9 protein-coding genes are annotated in these 15885 nt (G+C 58.1%); 4 read left to right on the top strand and 5 right to left on the bottom strand.

What is annotated here, in order from left to right; translation table 11 throughout:
* Positions 1–42 precede the first annotated feature (42 nt).
* The 4 genes from IEX74_RS12015 (at position 43) to IEX74_RS12000 (ending at position 7348) form a co-directional block, all read left to right on the top strand.
* Positions 43–2085, top strand: a complete 2043-nt coding sequence (locus IEX74_RS12015) for an aceric acid hydrolase (RefSeq protein WP_188814239.1) — start codon at positions 43–45, stop codon at positions 2083–2085.
* Between the two features lie 110 nt (positions 2086–2195).
* Positions 2196–3629 carry a sialate O-acetylesterase gene (locus tag IEX74_RS12010; RefSeq protein WP_188814238.1) on the top strand — a complete coding sequence of 478 codons (1434 nt, stop codon included), beginning with the start codon at positions 2196–2198 and terminating at the stop codon, positions 3627–3629.
* A 122-nt stretch (positions 3630–3751) separates the two neighbouring features.
* Positions 3752–6115: a DUF5703 domain-containing protein gene (locus IEX74_RS12005; protein WP_229755245.1), complete on the top strand. Its 2364-nt coding sequence runs from the start codon at positions 3752–3754 to the stop codon at positions 6113–6115.
* 126 nt (positions 6116–6241) lie between these two features.
* Positions 6242–7348: an NADH:flavin oxidoreductase gene (locus IEX74_RS12000; protein WP_188814237.1), complete on the top strand. Its 1107-nt coding sequence runs from the start codon at positions 6242–6244 to the stop codon at positions 7346–7348.
* Positions 7349–7460: 112 nt separating this feature from the next.
* On the opposite strand, the gene IEX74_RS11995 is transcribed toward IEX74_RS12000, so the two are convergent.
* The 5 genes from IEX74_RS11995 to IEX74_RS11975 all read right to left on the bottom strand — a co-directional run bounded on the left by IEX74_RS11995 (position 7461) and on the right by IEX74_RS11975 (position 15661).
* Positions 7461–9050 (bottom strand): sodium:solute symporter family transporter, encoded by a 1590-nt coding sequence (locus tag IEX74_RS11995; RefSeq protein WP_188814236.1) that lies wholly within the window; start codon positions 9048–9050, stop codon positions 7461–7463.
* A gap of 314 nt (positions 9051–9364) precedes the next feature.
* Positions 9365–10444 carry a Gfo/Idh/MocA family protein gene (locus IEX74_RS11990; RefSeq protein WP_188814235.1) on the bottom strand — a complete coding sequence of 360 codons (1080 nt, stop codon included), beginning with the start codon at positions 10442–10444 and terminating at the stop codon, positions 9365–9367.
* Positions 10445–10683: 239 nt separating this feature from the next.
* Entirely contained in the window at positions 10684–11412 is a 729-nt protein-coding gene (locus IEX74_RS11985; RefSeq protein WP_188814234.1) for an L-rhamnose mutarotase, read from the bottom strand.
* The gene (locus IEX74_RS11980; RefSeq protein WP_229755244.1) at positions 11409–13562 is read right to left on the bottom strand and encodes an alpha-L-rhamnosidase-related protein; all 2154 of its coding nucleotides are present in this window, start codon (positions 13560–13562) and stop codon (positions 11409–11411) included. Before IEX74_RS11980 ends, IEX74_RS11985 begins: the two co-directional genes overlap by 4 nt.
* Before the next feature lie 194 nt (positions 13563–13756).
* Complete coding sequence (locus IEX74_RS11975; RefSeq protein WP_188814232.1) at positions 13757–15661, bottom strand: right-handed parallel beta-helix repeat-containing protein; 1905 nt, start codon at positions 15659–15661, stop codon at positions 13757–13759.
* Between the last annotated feature and the right edge of the window lie 224 nt (positions 15662–15885).

The raw sequence follows: 15885 nt of genomic DNA, 5'->3' as shown, positions 1-15885 counted from the left end.
TCGGCAAGCTCAGCATGACAGACGATTTAAACTCTTGATCTTATGCCTCTTCCCACCCATAAAATCCTTCTTGCGAGCTTGCTGTCGGCGGCGCTGATGCAACCTAGCCTTGCCCAGGACAAAGGCCTCGTGAACACCTCGACCAGCAAGTACGCCAAGCTCGGCACCGTGGACCTAGGTAGCGTGACTTGGACGCAGGGCTTCTGGGCCGACCGCTTCAAGGTGTGCCAGGAGTCGATGATTCCGACCATGTGGAAGCTCTACAAAGACCCGGTGCGCAACCACTCCTTCCGCAACTTTGAAATTGCGGCCGGGTTGGAAAAAGGCGAGCACAAAGGCCCGCCCTTCCACGATGGCGACTTCTACAAGCTGTTTGAAGCCGTGGCCTCGGCCTACGCTACTACCCACGATCCGAAGCTGGATCAGATGATGGATGAAGTTATCCCGGTCATTGCCAAGTGCCAACGCGCTGATGGCTACCTAAACACCCAGGCTACCATTGCGGCCATCAACAGCGGCAAAAACACTGCGTTTCAGGACCGGCTAAACTTTGAGAGCTACAACCTAGGTCACCTGATGACGGCCGCCTGCGTGCACTACCGCGCCACCGGCAAAACCACCATGCTGGACCTAGCCCGCAAAGCCACCGACTACCTCTATAATTTCTACAAACGGTCGTCGCCGGAGCTGGCGCGCAATGCCATTTGCCCCTCCCACTACATGGGCGTGGTGGAGATGTACCGCACCACCAAAGATCCTCGGTATTTGGAGCTTGCCAAAAACCTGATCGACATTCGGGGCATGGCGGGAGACATCGGCACCGACGACAACCAGGACCGCGTTCCGTTCCGCAAAATGACCAAGGCCGGCGGCCACGCGGTGCGCGCCAACTACCTCTTCGCCGGGGTAGCCGACGTGTACGCCGAAACCGGCGACCAGTCGTTGATGTCGACCCTGAACCTGATGTGGGACGACGTGACTAGCCACAAAATGTATGTGACCGGCGCGTGCGGCGCCCTCTACGACGGCGTGTCGCCCGATGGCACCGCCTACAAGCCCGACACCGTCCAGAAAATCCACCAAGCCTACGGTCGCGACTACCAGTTGCCCAACTACACCGCCCACGGCGAGACCTGCGCCAACATCGGCAACGTGCTCTGGAACTGGCGCATGCTGCTCGACACCGGCGACGCCAAGTACGCCGAGGTGATGGAAACCACCCTGTACAACAGCGTGCTCTCCGGCATCAGTCTGGACGGCACCAAGTTCCTGTATACCAACCCCATGGCATTTTCCGACGACCTGCCCTTCAACCAACGATGGTCCAAGGATCGGGTGGAGTACATCAGCCTGTCGAACTGCTGTCCGCCCAACGTGGTGCGCACTATTGCGGAGGTGAATAACTACCTCTACAGCACCTCCGACAAGGGCCTGTGGTTCAACTTCTACGGCGGCAACACCCTCGCTACCAAGCTCAAAGACGGCTCCCCGGTGAAGCTCACCCAGACCACGAACTACCCTTGGGATGGCAACATCAACGTCACGTTCCAGGAAGCGCCCGCTAAGCCTACTTCGCTGTTTTTCCGCATTCCAAGCTGGAGCGGGCCGGCGAAGCTCATGGTGAACGGCAAGACCTGGACCTCTGCGCTTACGCCCGGGCAATACGCCGAAATCAACCGCCAGTGGAAAGCCGGCGATAAGGTGGAGCTAGTGCTGCCCATGCAGGCCCAACTAGTAGAAGCCAACCCCCTAGTAGAAGAAACCCGCAACCAAGTAGCCGTGAAGCGCGGCCCCGTGGTCTACTGCCTCGAATCGACGGACTTCTCGAAGGACAAGAAAATCAGCAGCTTAGCTATTTCTGCCAGCTCCACCTTGACGCCCAAGCGTTTGCAAATCGCCAACAGCGATATTATGTACCTGGAAGGCAAAGGCAAGCTCACGCCCGAGCAGTGGAGCGCTAACCAGCTCTACCGCCCCCTCACCGACCAAAAGCTAACTACAGTACCGCTCAAGCTCATCCCCTACTACGCCTGGGGCAACCGCGGCCACGCCGACATGGAAGTCTGGATTCCGCTGAGCCGGTAACCACGTAGCGCGGACTTTGTAGTCCGCGCTTGGCTATTCTGCACATTTTCAAAAGCTTATATTTTCCAGCGCGGACTACAAAGTCCGCGCTACAACTACTTCGCTTTTCCATGACCCTCAAACCTTTCCTTCTTTCCCTCTCCTTAGCTTTCCCTTTGGCCTTGCAAGCCGAAGTCAAACTACCTTCCATCTTCACCGATAACATGGTGCTCCAGCAGAAAGCCGATTGCGCGGTGTGGGGTTGGGCAAAGGCGGGCAGCACCATCACGGTTAGCCCATCGTGGGGGAAGCAGAAGTACACGGCCAAGGCCGACGCGGCGGGCAAGTGGAAGCTAAAGGTGCACACGCCCGCCGCGAGCTACACCCCTTACGGGCTGACTGTCAGCGGTGATGGACCGACTATTCAGCTCAAAAACGTACTAGTCGGGGAGGTGTGGCTGTGCGGTGGGCAGTCGAACATGGAAATGCCGCTGAAGGGCTTTAAAGGCCAGCCGGTGTTAGGGTCGAACGAGGCAATACTGCATTCCAAGAACGACCAACTGCGGCTCTACACCGTGCCGCGCTCGTCGGTAACCGAGCCGCAGGAGAACAGCAAGCCTTCCCCCTGGCGCCTAGCCGAGCCTGAGGCGGTGAGCAACTTCAGCGCGACGGCCTACTACTTCGGGCGCCTGCTGCAAGAACAATTGCACGTGCCGGTGGGCCTGGTGCATTGCAGCTACAGCGGCTCCTTTATTGAAGCCTGGATGGACCCGGCCACGCTGCGGGAGTTTGCAGGCGTAAAGATTCCGGCCAAGGGCGACACCATCAAGCAGGTGAGTCGCACGGCCACCACGCTCTACAACGGCATGTTGCATCCTATTGAGGGCTACGGAATTAAGGGTGCTATCTGGTATCAGGGCGAATCGAACTACGACCGACCCGATGAGTACGAGAAGATGTTTGCCGCCATGGTGAAGCAGTGGCGCACGCATTGGAACATGGGCGACTTTCCGTTCTACTACGCTCAGATTGCTCCTTTCGACTACACCCGCACCTCCAAGAACAAGGGTGGCAAATACAACTCGGCCTTCATCCGCGACACCCAGCGCAAGCTCCAGACCCAGGTGCCCAACACCGCCATGGCCGTGCTGCTGGATATAGGCGAGGAGACGAGCATCCACCCCATGCGCAAAGAGCCCGGTGGCACCCGCCTGGCGCTGTTGGCGCTGAATAAGACATATGGTCTGAAAGGTTTCGGCGCCGTGAGCCCAGGCTATGAGTCGATGCAGGTGAAAGGGAATGAGGTGGTAGTGCGGTTCAAGGACTCGCCCAACGGTATGACTTCCTTCAGCCAGGATCTTACAGGCTTCGAAGTAGCCGGCGCCGATAAGAAGTTCTACCCAGCCAAAGCTAGCCTCAACGGCAGCAGCATCACCGTATCGGCCGAGGCGGTGAAGGCGCCCGTAGCGGTGCGCTACGCCTTCCAAGATTTCACCCGCGCCACGTTGTTCAGCACAGAAGGGCTGCCAGTATCGTCCTTCCGCACAGACGATTGGGCAGAATGAGAATGTTCGATCGTGCGCCCCACCCCCCAGCCCCCTCTCCGAAAATGGTAGCGCGCATAAAGCGCTTGCGGGGGAGCCACGGCAGCACATTCCAGGGAGAGCCGTTCTTTGAATGTAGTCGTTTGGCTCCCCCTCTCCTTTTTCGGAGAGGGGACCGGGGGGTGAGGCGCTACGTCAGTACGATCCTATCGCTTCTTCTCCTAACTAGCCTTTCTATTCAAGCCCAAAACCTAGCTACCGAGCTAGCCGACTACAACCTAGCCTGGACTACCCAAAGCAAGAACAGCGGAGAATCAATGCCTTGCGGCGGTGGCGACGTGGGCTTAAACGTGTGGGTGGAAAAAGGCGAAGTGCTGTTCTACGTCGCCCGCAGCGGCACCTTCGATGAGAACAACGCCCTGTTAAAGCTAGGTCGGGTGCGGCTTAAACTGACGCCAAACCCGTTTGAAGGCCAGAGCTTTAAGCAAGAGCTTGTACTGCAAGATGGCTACGTAAAGATCAGCGGCGCTAACGGGCCTCTTTCGGCGCAAGTGAACGTATGGGTGGATGTATTCAAGCCCGTCGTGCACCTAGAAGTTGCTAGCAACCAAAAGCTTAGCGCTGAAGCGAGCTACGAGACCTGGCGCTTTGAAGACCACGTGCCAAAAGGCAAGGAGAACAACGCTAACTCCTACAAGTGGGCGCCCCAAGGCGACGTGCGGACCTTCCAAGACAGCGTCCTATTCCAGAACCAAGGCGTCGTGTTCTACCACCAGAACCGCCCGCAGACGGTGTTTGATGTAGTGGTGCGGCAGCAGGGCTTGGAAGCTATAAAGCCGCAGCTGTTCAACCCGTTGCAAAACCTAATTTTCGGTGGCGCGCTGCAAGGACACAACATGACGCCGGCGGGCATCACCAACGGCCAATATTTAGATACCCGCTACAAGGGCTGGAAGATCAAGAGCCAAGCTCCCGCAAAATCACATGCTATAGCGCTGGTGCTCAATACCGCCAAAACGGGCAGCGTAGCGCAGTGGCAAGCTAGCTTGCAGCAAACCATCAAGCTAGCCAGCGCCAACAGCAAAGCCGCCCGCCAGCGCACCCTAGCCTGGTGGCACGACTACTGGAACCGCAGCTTCGTATTTATCGACCCAGGCCAGAAAGCGGCCAATACCCCTAGGTGGCAAGCGGGGCAGAATTACCAGCTCTTTCGCTACATGCTGGGCTGCAATGCGTTCGGCGAATACCCGACCAAGTTCAACGGCGGCCTCTTCACCTACGACCCGTCGCGGGTTGATTCTACACTCAAGTTCACGCCCGACTTCCGCAACTGGGGCGGCGGCACGCACACAGCCCAAAACCAACGCTTGGTGTATTGGCCCATGCTCAAAAGTGGCGACGCGGACTTGATGCGCCCGCAGTTCACCTTCTACCAGCAGCTTCTACGCAACGCCGAGTTGCGGAGCGAAACCTACTGGCACCACCCCGGCGCGTGCTTCACCGAGCAACTCGAGAACTTCGGCCTGCCCAATCCGGCCGAATACGGCTGGAAGCGGCCCGCCGACTTTGACAAGGGCATGGAGTACAACGCTTGGCTGGAATACGAGTGGGACACCGTGCTGGAATTCTGCCTGATGATGCTGGAAACCGAGCGCTACGCCGGCCAAGACGCCACGGCTTACCTGCCTTTTATCGAGAGCTGCCTGACCTTCTTCGACCAGCACTACCAGTATCTAGCCCGCCAGCGCGGCGCCAAAGCCCTCGACGGCGCGGGCCACCTCGTACTCTATCCTAGCTCCGGCGCCGAGACGTACAAGATGGCCTACAACTCCACCTCCACCACCGCGGCACTCCGCACGGTGCTGACGCGCTTATTGGAGCTACCGCCGAGCTACTTAACGGAGCAAAAACGCAAAGACTGGACGGCCATGCTTAGCCGTATTCCGCCCCTCAACTTCCGAAACGTCGACGGTCACCCCATGCTAGCGCCGGCCAAGCTTTGGGAGCGAGTAAATAACACGGAAAGCCCCCAGCTCTATCCCGTTTACCCCTGGGGCCTCTACGGCCTAGGCAAAGCGGGCCTCGACACGGCGCGCAACACGTATTTGTATGACGCTGACGTGCAGAAGTTTCGGAGCCACATCGGTTGGAAGCAACACAACATCTTCGCCGCAAGGCTAGGTCTGACCCAAGAAACCGCCGAGCTGACGGTGCAGAAGCTGCAAGATTCTGGCCGCCGCTTTCCCGCCTTCTGGGGCCCCGGCTACGACTGGACACCCGACCACAACTGGGGCGGCTCCGGCATGATCGGCCTGCAAGAGATGTTGCTGCAAACCGACGGCCGCAAGATCTTCCTGCTCCCCGCCTGGCCCAAGGATTGGAACGTGCATTTCAAGCTCCATGCGCCGTACCAGACTACTGTGGAAGCAGTAGTGAAAGACGGTAAAGTACAGATGCTGAAAGTATTACCAGAGTCGCGTCGGGGCGATGTGGTGGTGCTAGAGTAGGAGCCCGCGGTAAATTTGGTTTGGTGACAAATTGCGGCCTTTGGGATAATAATATCGTCCTTGAAAAATCAAACAGGCTGACTTAGCGGTTGTATAGGCTTCTATTGTAATAACCCAACCGAGTATATGTCCGCTAACGCCTTGTTCGCGCCATTCGCGCTGAAATCTCTGCAACTCAAAAATCGGATTGTCATGGCTCCCATGACGCGCTCCTTCTCGCCTAATGGCATCCCAGGCGCCGATGTAGCCGCCTACTATCGCCGCCGTGCCGAGGGCCAAGTGGGCCTGATTCTGTCGGAAGGCACTGTGGTTGAGCGCCCCGCCTCGTCTAATGACCCTAATATCCCGCATTTCTACGGCGAGCAAGCCCTGGCTGGCTGGCAGCACGTCATCGATGAGGTACATGCTGCTGGTGGCAAAATGGGGCCGCAGCTCTGGCACATGGGTGTCATGAAAGAGCACCGCTCCGGCTGGAAACCGTCTGAAGCCTTTGAAGGCCCGTCAGGACTTTTCAAGCCCGGCGAAACCACCGGCAAAGCCATGAGTGAAGACGACATTACCGACACCATCGCCGCCTTTGGCCGGGCCGCCGCCGATGCCAAGCGCTTAGGCTTCGACTGCCTGGAACTGCACGGCGCCCACGGCTACCTCATCGACCAATTCTTCTGGGCTGGCCTCAACCAACGCACCGACGGCTACGGTGGCGATGCCCTTACTGCTCGCAGCCGCCTTGCCGTGGAACTGGTGCAGGAAGTGCGTCGCCAGGTGGGCGAAGAGTTCGTCATCAGCCTGCGCCTTTCGCAGTGGAAACAGCAGGACTATGACGTGAAGCTAGCCCACACGCCGCAGGAAATGGAAGCGTGGCTCCGCCCCCTGGCCGATGCCGGGGTGGATATTTTCCACTGCTCGCAGCGCCGCTTCTGGGAGCCAGAGTTTGAGCACGAAGGTTCAGATTTAAACTTTGCGGGCTGGGTGAAGAAACTCACCGGCAAAACGACCATTACCGTGGGTTCGGTGGGTTTATCGGGCGAATTCCTGGCCGGCTTTGCGGGCGAATCCTCGGAGCCGCGTTCCATCGACGAGCTGCTGCGTCGCCTCGACCGCAACGAGTTTGACCTGGTTGCTGTGGGCCGCCAACTGATTGTAGACCCTAATTGGGTGGAAAAAATCGAGCAAGGCCGCTCAGACGAACTGAAAGGCTACAGCCGCGAGGCCCTAAGCACGCTTGTGTAGTCAAGCCTATTTCTGCATCTGCGTTCTTATTAAAACTCCCAGTCCCTTGTGCAAGGGACTGGGAGTTTTGATTTTAGAGGCAGACAGATTGTTTTTCAGTGGCTAGATTCGCCTAGTGCCCGTTGAAGATGAGGTACAGTCCCACCATCGCCACCGCCAGCGCGCCCCACAGCACTTTCACCCGTGTCGTAGGTTTTGCCAACACACCATAGTCTACCGCTACGCGGCGCTCCTGCCCCGCTTTGTCGAGCAGCGACAACAACACAGCGGCGATGAACAGCACGGCGAAAATGCAGAACGACAGCACCAAGTAGTGCGGCCAAAAATCGTATTGCGCCGGTGGCAGCACCCACAAATACACCACGCCCACGCCTAGGCTAAACGCCGACCCCCACGATAGAATGGCGTTTACGGCTAGCTGTGTGGTGCGGCGCCAGAACACGGTCAGGAGGAACACCACGGCCAACGGCGGCGCAATGAAGCCCAGCACGGCCTGAAACACATCGAACAAATTCAAGCCTTTCACCGAGTCGATGGCTAGGGCCACGAGCACGGCGAAGGCGCAACCTACCAGCACCGTCATGCGGCCCACGCGCACCACGTCCTTTTCCGTGGCGTTGGGGTTGATGTTGCGGGCGTACACGTCCATGGCGAAGACGGTGCTCAAGGCGTTCAGGGAGGAGCTGATCGTGCCCACCAGTACGGCAATCAGCACCACGATAACGAGGCCCTTCATACCAGCTGGAAACAGACTCGTGACCATCGTCATGTAGGCTTGGTCGGGGCTAGCTAGGTTTGGAAACAGGACGTAGCACAAGATGCCGGTCAGGATAAACAGTGGTAGTGAGAGAATCTTGAGCCAGCCGATGAAGTTCACGCCTAATTGTCCTTGTTCCAGACTCTTCGCCCCTAGCACCGACTGCACCATGGCTTGGTCAGTACAGAAAAACGCCACCGCCGACACCGGATACCCTAGCAAGATGGCGTACCACGGATACTTCGGGTCAGAAGCCGGGTGCACGAGGTTCCAGTAATTGCCGGGCACGCTGTGCCACAGTTGGCTCAGCCCGCCCACCTTCATCACGCCAATGACGGTAAGCGTGAGCGAAACGCCGATGAGCAGCAGCATCTGAAAGACGTTGACTTTGGCAATGGCTTTCAGCCCGCCGGCAAACGTGAAGAAACCTGCGAACAGCACCAGCACAATCACCGACTGCCACATCGGGATACCTAGGATCTGGCGCACCAGCACCCCGCCCGAGAACAAGCCAAGCGACAGCCACGAAATCAGAATCTTAATGAGGGCGTACCAAGCGAGAATATTTTGGGTAGAGTCGCCGAACTGCCGGCCCATGAAGCCAGGCATGGTGCTGACGTTAGCCGCCAGGTAGCGCGGCGCAAACACCGTCGCCAGCAGAAACAAAAACACGAAAGCGTACCACTCAAAATTCACCGCCACAATGCCCGTACTGTAGCCAATGCTAGCAAACGCCAGCAGCATCGACGGCCCCACATTGGTCCCCCACATATTGAACCCGATGCTCGCCCACCCCAACGACTTATTCGCCAGAAACAACGATTCCTCGGTTTTCTCCTTCTTCGAAAAGCTAGCCCGGTAGCCGATAGCGAACAGGATAACGAGGTACGCCGCTACAATAGCGTAGTCCCAAATCGTCAGACGACCGAGTAAGTTATTTCCCATAGGTCGGGGTGGTTAAGCTAGGGTGGGAGTGTAGAGAGGACGAGGAAAAAAGAACGGTCATGCTGAGCTTGTCGAACCGGAGGAAGGCGTCAGCCAAGCATCTCTCTCGCTTTGTTGCTCGATGTAGAGACGCGACACTTCGCGTCTCGTCGTTGCTATGGTATTGACCTACAGCGGTCTAACCAACTCGTTCAACGCCGAGACGCGAAGTGTCGCGTCTCTACATCGTTCTTGCGTCCGTAACGAAGCGGTAGAGATGCTTGGCTGACGCCTTGCTTCGGTTCGATAAGCTCAGCATGACGAGCTAGTTCTGGCTAATAGCCTAGGCCTTCAATAGCATGCTCGGCTAGGATGTCGCGCACTTTCACTGGCTGGCCAGTCGTGAGTGAGCGGTCCATGGCTTGCAGCAGGGCCACGGTGCCGATGCCTTCGCGGATGTCGGGGTAAGCGGTGAAATTCTGTTCAATGGAATCGGCGAAGTACTCCAAGTAGTTCTGGTACTCGCCGGCGTGGTGGCTTTTGCCCTCGAAGCGGAAGTAGTGCTTGAGTTTGTGCTCCCAGGTCACGATGCGCTCCTCGCCGGTTTTGTCGGTGATGGCGTAGCGTAGGTCCATGTAGTCGCCTTGGCTGGCGCCCTCGGTGCCGCGCAGGATGCAACTCATTTCCGAGTCGCGCGTGATGGGCTGCACGGGGCCAGTGTAGCAGCCGCTCACCCGCGCCACCCGGCCGTCGGTGGCTTTGAAGATGAAGTGCATAGTGTCGGGGTTCTTCAGGCCGCCTTTCGCGCCGTTGGAGCTAAGCATGCCGTAACCCATCACCTCTTCGATGTTGGGCAGGTACCACCGGATGAAATCGACCGGGTGACTGAGGCCGCCGTAGAGCCACTTGAAAGCGTTTTCCAACGACCAGCCCTTGGCCAAGAACCAGCGGTGGTCGGCGTGGTAGTAACTTTCGATGCTGATTAATTCGCCCACTAAGCCCGCTTCGTAGTCGGCGCGCTGGCGCTTCATGGGCTCGAAAAAGCGGGAGCTTTGACCGATAAACACCTTTTTGCCCGTTTGCTCGACCAGAGCTAGCAGCTCGTTGGCTTTCGACAAATCATCAATAAACGGCTTGGTGCAGACCACATGCTTGCCCGCCCGCAACGCCTGCGACACGTGCTCGGCGTGCAGATGGTCGGGCGTGTAGATGGCGATGATGTCGATTTCTGGATCATCGAGCATGTCCTGGTAATTCGCCGTGACGTGGCCCGTAAACTGAAACTCTGCCACGCGGTGCTGGCATAGCTCCTGGTTCCGGTCGCAGATGGTTTTTAGCGTGAGCTTGGGGCTGTTGAGCGCCGCTGACATGGTGCTGCGGCCCTCACCCAGACCTAGGATTCCTAGCGTTAACATTTGTTCGATTGATGGTTAATTAGTTCGTGCCTTGCTGCGCGGACAGAAGCATCTCGTGTGCTTCGCCTGTCGATTGTAGAGACGCAATACTTTGCGTCTCCTCGTTGCTGATGTTGTTTACCTAGGTTTCCTATACCGGCCGTTCAACGCGGAGACGCGAAGTATCGCGTCTCTACATGGTTCTGGCGTCCGCAACGAAGCGGTAGAGATGCTTCGACAAGCTCAGCATGACGTTCTGTTTAGTCTTGAAGCGCCGGCTGCTTCTTCATGGCTATCGGTTGCAGAAACACCCATACTTCGCCCGGCTTCGTGCCCGGCAGGCCTTCTTGGTATTGTTTCATCAGGGCGTTCCAGTCATCGACGCGGGGGTTGTTGAGCGTGGTTTTGGGATTTAGCTCATCAAGGTTCGCTCCGTGCGGAATGCTGATGACCAGCATCAACTGACGGCCATTGCGGAACACCAGCAATTGTTGGAAGCTAGCATTGCAGAAGCCTTGTCCGACTTCCGGCCACTTCTGAAACTGCGTGGCGTGGTAGGCTAGGTACTCCTGCTGCTTGGCCGGGTCGCGCACTAGGTTGGCGGTGAGTAATACATTGTCCCACTGCTTGCTGACGGCCTTATCCGTGCAGCGCTGCCGGTCAAACTTGTAGAACGGCGCGCTGTACAGCTTCACCGTTGCCTTGCCGTAGCTCGTACCTAGCTGCTTGTGCACTTGCCGGATCTTCTCCGCCGGCCCGTAGATTACGAGGTGGTTTTGCCAGCGGCGCACATCCACCGTCGGCACTTGGTACTTCCGGCACAGTTGCAGCAGCTTATCGGCGGGCAGCGGCGTGGTGCCCGTGCCGGTGATTTCCACCACGGCGGCGGGCCCGGTCGGCTGTGCCACGGCTGGCGTGGCGCGGAAGCCTAGCAGCACCAAACCTAGCCCTAAGCGTGCGCCTGCTCTCTTAACTATGCTGACGCTCATTTCACCGCGGGGCTTTGCAGCGCTTGATACGTTACCACGTATTCGCTTCCCGGCGCGATCTGCATTTCGTACTGACCATTCGGCAAAGCCTTGATTTTGCCGCCTTTGCTCGTGGGTTTTACCTTGCTTTGGAAGCGCAAGGTTCCCGTACCAGCAGCGCCTTTCACCCTGATTTGCTTTAGGTTACACGATACTGTGATGTCGCCTTGGGGCGTGGGCACGGTGCCTTCCATGAACTGCAAACCACCTAGGTTGGGCTCGACCAAGTAGGTATCGTAGCCAGCCGTGAGCGGCTTGACGCCGAGGTAGTACTTGCCGAGAAGGTAGATCGGACTGGCGCCCCAGGCGTGGCAGAGGCTCTTGCCGAAGGGCCGGCCGTACATGGCGTAGTGCTCAGCGCCTTTCTTGGCGGGGTCGTATTCTTCCCAGAATGACGTGGCACCTAGGTCGATCATGCCGCCCCAGTACGACTTCATTTCCTTCAGCACGTAGGATTGTTCGCCCATGGCGCAGAGGGCTTCTAGCTCGTAGAAGCGCATGTAGGGCGTCGTAATTTTGGGCACTTCGGGGTTCAGGAGCACGTATTTCTTCACGTCTTGGCGCTGGGCCTCGTTGAGGTAGCCGAAGAAGATGGAGAACATGTTGGCGTAGCGCGTCACGTTGGTGGTGGGCTTACCATCCACGCGGCTGTGCACCAGGGCGTGCTTGTTTTCGTCCCAATAGGTGGCGAAGATCTTGGCTTTCAGATCAGAAGCTAGCTTTTGGTAATTGGCGGCGCCGGCTTTGTCGTTCACAAGGTTGGCGCACACGGCCATGGTTTCGAGGCTGCGGCAGAACAGCAGTTGCTCGAAGCTTACTTCGCCTTTCTTGCTCAGACCATCGGCCCAATCGATGAACACCCAGTCGCCGGCGAGGCCTTCCATCATGCCGTCTCTGTTGCGGCGGGCGAGGCAGTAGTCCATCAGGCTTTGCATGCGCGGGTACATTTGCTGCACCAGGGCCTTGTCGCCGGTGTACTGGTAGGCGTCGTAAATCCCCATGAACCAGTAGAAAGTGTAGTCCATGATGGTGTTGATGTGGCTCGTGATGGGGTCCTTGCCGCGCAGGGCAAAGAGGGTGCGGCTCACCGTGGGCGTGTCGAAGTACAGGTAGTAGTTCATCAGGTAGCTCTGGTAGGCGTCGCCCGACCAAATCCACCGGTCGCGCTTGATGCCGTCGATGAAGAACTCCCGCGTATTCAGGTGCATGGTGTACGACGCCACGTCCCATATCTTATTGAGCTGCTGATCGGAGCACCGGAACTTACCCCGCTCCAGCACCGGCGCAAACTCGTATAGCATCGACACCGAATCGAGGCTGACGCCTTGGTCATACTGGATATTGACGTAGCGAAACGCCTTCGACATGTCGGTGGTGCGCTCCGCTTTCTGGGGCTGATCGACGGTAATGCGGTCCAGAGTCTCGCAGGTTTCGGTGGCCAGCGCTTCCTCCCGCGACTCGCCGTAGTACAGCGTCAGGTTGCCTTTGCCTTGCAGGCCGTGCAGCTTCACGTAGCCGAACGTTTCGCGCCCAAAATCCACGACCATCGACCTAGGTTGCGCCGCCACATTGGCGGCCCGTTGCGGCTCCGTAATCAACCGAAAGCGCGAAGGCGCCCCCCGAGGGTCGTCGAAGTTCCAGCTGCCGGCCTGCAACCACGTCGTGCCCGACTGGTCCGAGGCTTTACCGGAGGCGTCGATCCACTCCTTGTCCTCGTAGGTCACCAGCCACGTATTGTCGGAGGCAATGGTAGCGCCGCGCACGTAGATGGCCGGCACCCGCTCCTGGTTGTACACCTTGATGTTGATGCGGTGCTTGCCGGTGGGCACTGTGAAGCGCTGCGGCGACCCAGAAATCAGCTTGCCGTCGACCTTCACGTTGTACTGGCCTTCGGCCCGCAGCTCCACTTCTTCGGCTTTGGCTAGGTCGAAATCCTTGTGGAAGTCGATGAGCACGTAGTGGCTATCCATGCGCCAGAACGGCGGGAAGAACGACCCGCGCTCGGTGCGGCGGTTCTGCATTTGGTTGCCCAGCCAAATTTCAAAGTCGCCGGGATACCAGATCCAGGTGGCTTGGTTTTGGGCCATGGCGCCCGCCATCGGCAGGAGCATGCAACCTAAAGTCAAGAGCAACCAACAACGCATTTTCTTGATTATCATCTGCTTGTTTTAATAAGTCAGGTTTCTTCTGCTTAGACTACCGTCATGCTGAGCTTGTCGAAGCATCTCGCGTGCAATGGTAATCAGATTACTTTGACAATGACCGCAGGCGAGATGCTTCGACAAGCTCAGCATGACGTTCTTTTCTATTTTACGGCTTGACTTTTCATGGCTTCTTTCTTCAACTCCCGGTACGCTGGCTCCAAACCGGCGGCCTGCTTGATGCGGTCGGCGACCATGGGGCCGTTGTTTTGCCACACGTTACCGGGGCCGTTGGCATTGGCCAAGAACTTCTCGGCCGGGCACCAGTTGTCGCGCACGGTGATGTTGGAGGAGCCTTCGTCGAGGTAGAGGTAGAACCAGTGGTTAGGGTCGTGCACGTAGGGCGAGAAGCCGATGCTGTCCACGCAGTTTTCGCTGATGAGCGTGTTCGGCTGAGCCGACAGCGTGTAGATGCCCGCCACGTCGTACATGTAGTTAGCGTAGTGGTGGATGTAGTTGTACTGCACCTTGTTATCGCGCATAGCGTTGGCGGTTTTGGTCCACCCCCACCCTAGGCTGATGCCGGTGTAAGGTACCTGCGCAATCTCGTTGTGGCGAATGGTAATGCCCCGGCCATATCCCACGCCGATGCCCACGCAGCCCCAGTCTTCATTGCCGCAATCGACTACCAAGTTGTTTTCAATCAACTCATTAGCGCAGATCTCGCGCTCGTCGCTGGGGTTATAGGGCAGGTGGGTTTCGGTGCCGGCGTCGGAGAAGGTCGCCATCTGAATGCCATTGCCACCAATGTCGCGGAACACGCACCCGACGATGGCGTCGTCGTGGGTGCCGCTCACGTAATCGAGTCCGGCGGAAGCTAGGTGCTCGAAGCGGCAGCGCTCAAAGCCGGTATGATGGGCGCCACTGAGCGTGACGGCCGCCGCGGGCCGACCAATCCAAGCTTGGTTTTCCAGTCCTTTTTTGTCTGGCGTGCCGGGCACTTTCAGCTTGTACGCGTCGAGCATGAACATGCCGGCCTGCAAGGGCACATGACCCGCCTGCGCCGGTCGCAGCCACGCGGTATGCGCGAAGGTCAAGCCCTTGAAGAACACGTTACTCACCGGATGATCGAGGTTGCCGCTCACCTGCACCAGGGTTTCCAGCGCCGGCACCACGGCCTTTGCCGTCGTCATTGCCTCCCCCGACCTAGGCCAGTAGATGATCTGCCCCCGCGACGCGTCATAAAACCACTCGCCCGGTCGATCCAGAAACTCAATGGCGTTGGTCAGATAAAACGCTGAGCTGCCGTTCTTGCCATCAATCACCGCCGACGGCCAGGGGTGCTCAAACTCAATCTGGCTCTCGGGGTCTTGAAAGGTTATTTTCGTTCTAGCCCCGTGTACCTCAAGCGTTTTGAGGCGCAGGAAAGCCACGGCCCACATCTGGTGCAGCACCATTTCCACTTGCCCGGCGCTTTTCAGGCCAGCTACGGCCGAAGTCGGAATCCAGCCTTCCTGCTTGACTTTGTCCCAAGCTAGGAGGCGCGGCAAGTCGTTGTTATCGACTTCGCGCGCCCGCGTGGCTTTGCGGTCGTTTACCCAGAGCTGCCGAAACTCTAGCACCCGACCGTTGACCCTAGGCACATCGGCTACCCACACGTTGCCTTGCGCTGCGGCCGGCAAGCCGGGTAGCTTGGAGGTTGCTTTGCGCCAGCCTTTCACTCTCACGCCACCGCTCAGCACTGGCTTTTCGCCGGGCGCGGCCTCTACCACCGTCGGGCTGCTAGAGGTGCCGGAATCTTCGGGCCGAAAAAACAACGGCTCGTACAGCCGATACACTCCCTCGCGCAGCAGAATATGCACGCCACTCTGCACCGACGGGTCAGCCAAACGCCGCAGTTCACGTCCTTGGCGCACAGCTGCGGCTACAGAAGCTAGGGGCTTCTCCTTCGTGCCGGGGTTCTGGTCGGAGCCGGTGGGCGACACCCAGATGTCGGCTGCCGTGGCGGGTGCCGCTGCGAACAAGCTTAAAGCGAAGAGTAAGGTTTTACTACTGAATCTACTTGTCATGAAATCCGCGCTTGTCATGCTGAGCTTGTCGAACCGGAGGAAGGCGTCAGCCAAGTATCTCTCCCGCGTCGCCTACCGATTGTAGAGACGCGACACTTCGCGTCTCCTCTTTGTTGATGTTGTTTAGCTAGTTTGTGCTAGGCCGGGTCGTTCAACCAAAAGACGCGAAGTGTCGCGTCTCTACATCGTTCTAACATCCGCAACGAAGTGGGAGATGCTTCGGC

Origin of the sequence: Hymenobacter cavernae (assembly GCF_014641455.1) — a bacterium.
Lineage (GTDB): Bacteria > Bacteroidota > Bacteroidia > Cytophagales > Hymenobacteraceae > Hymenobacter > Hymenobacter cavernae.
Note: the sequence above shows the minus strand (reverse complement) of the source record. Positions and strands in the feature narration are given on the sequence as shown.

What these genes read in the sequence shown, in the direction of transcription:
- IEX74_RS11980 (WP_229755244.1), bottom strand. Translation starts at nt 13,562, where the DNA reads ATGCTCCTGCCGATGGCGGGCGCCATGGCCCAAAACCAAGCCACCTGG.
- IEX74_RS12010 (WP_188814238.1), top strand. Translation starts at nt 2,196, where the DNA reads ATGACCCTCAAACCTTTCCTTCTTTCCCTCTCCTTAGCTTTCCCTTTG.
- IEX74_RS11975 (WP_188814232.1), bottom strand. Translation starts at nt 15,661, where the DNA reads ATGACAAGTAGATTCAGTAGTAAAACCTTACTCTTCGCTTTAAGCTTG.
- IEX74_RS11990 (WP_188814235.1), bottom strand. Translation starts at nt 10,444, where the DNA reads ATGTTAACGCTAGGAATCCTAGGTCTGGGTGAGGGCCGCAGCACCATG.
- IEX74_RS11985 (WP_188814234.1), bottom strand. Translation starts at nt 11,412, where the DNA reads ATGAGCGTCAGCATAGTTAAGAGAGCAGGCGCACGCTTAGGGCTAGGT.
- IEX74_RS12000 (WP_188814237.1), top strand. Translation starts at nt 6,242, where the DNA reads ATGTCCGCTAACGCCTTGTTCGCGCCATTCGCGCTGAAATCTCTGCAA.
- IEX74_RS11995 (WP_188814236.1), bottom strand. Translation starts at nt 9,050, where the DNA reads ATGGGAAATAACTTACTCGGTCGTCTGACGATTTGGGACTACGCTATT.
- IEX74_RS12015 (WP_188814239.1), top strand. Translation starts at nt 43, where the DNA reads ATGCCTCTTCCCACCCATAAAATCCTTCTTGCGAGCTTGCTGTCGGCG.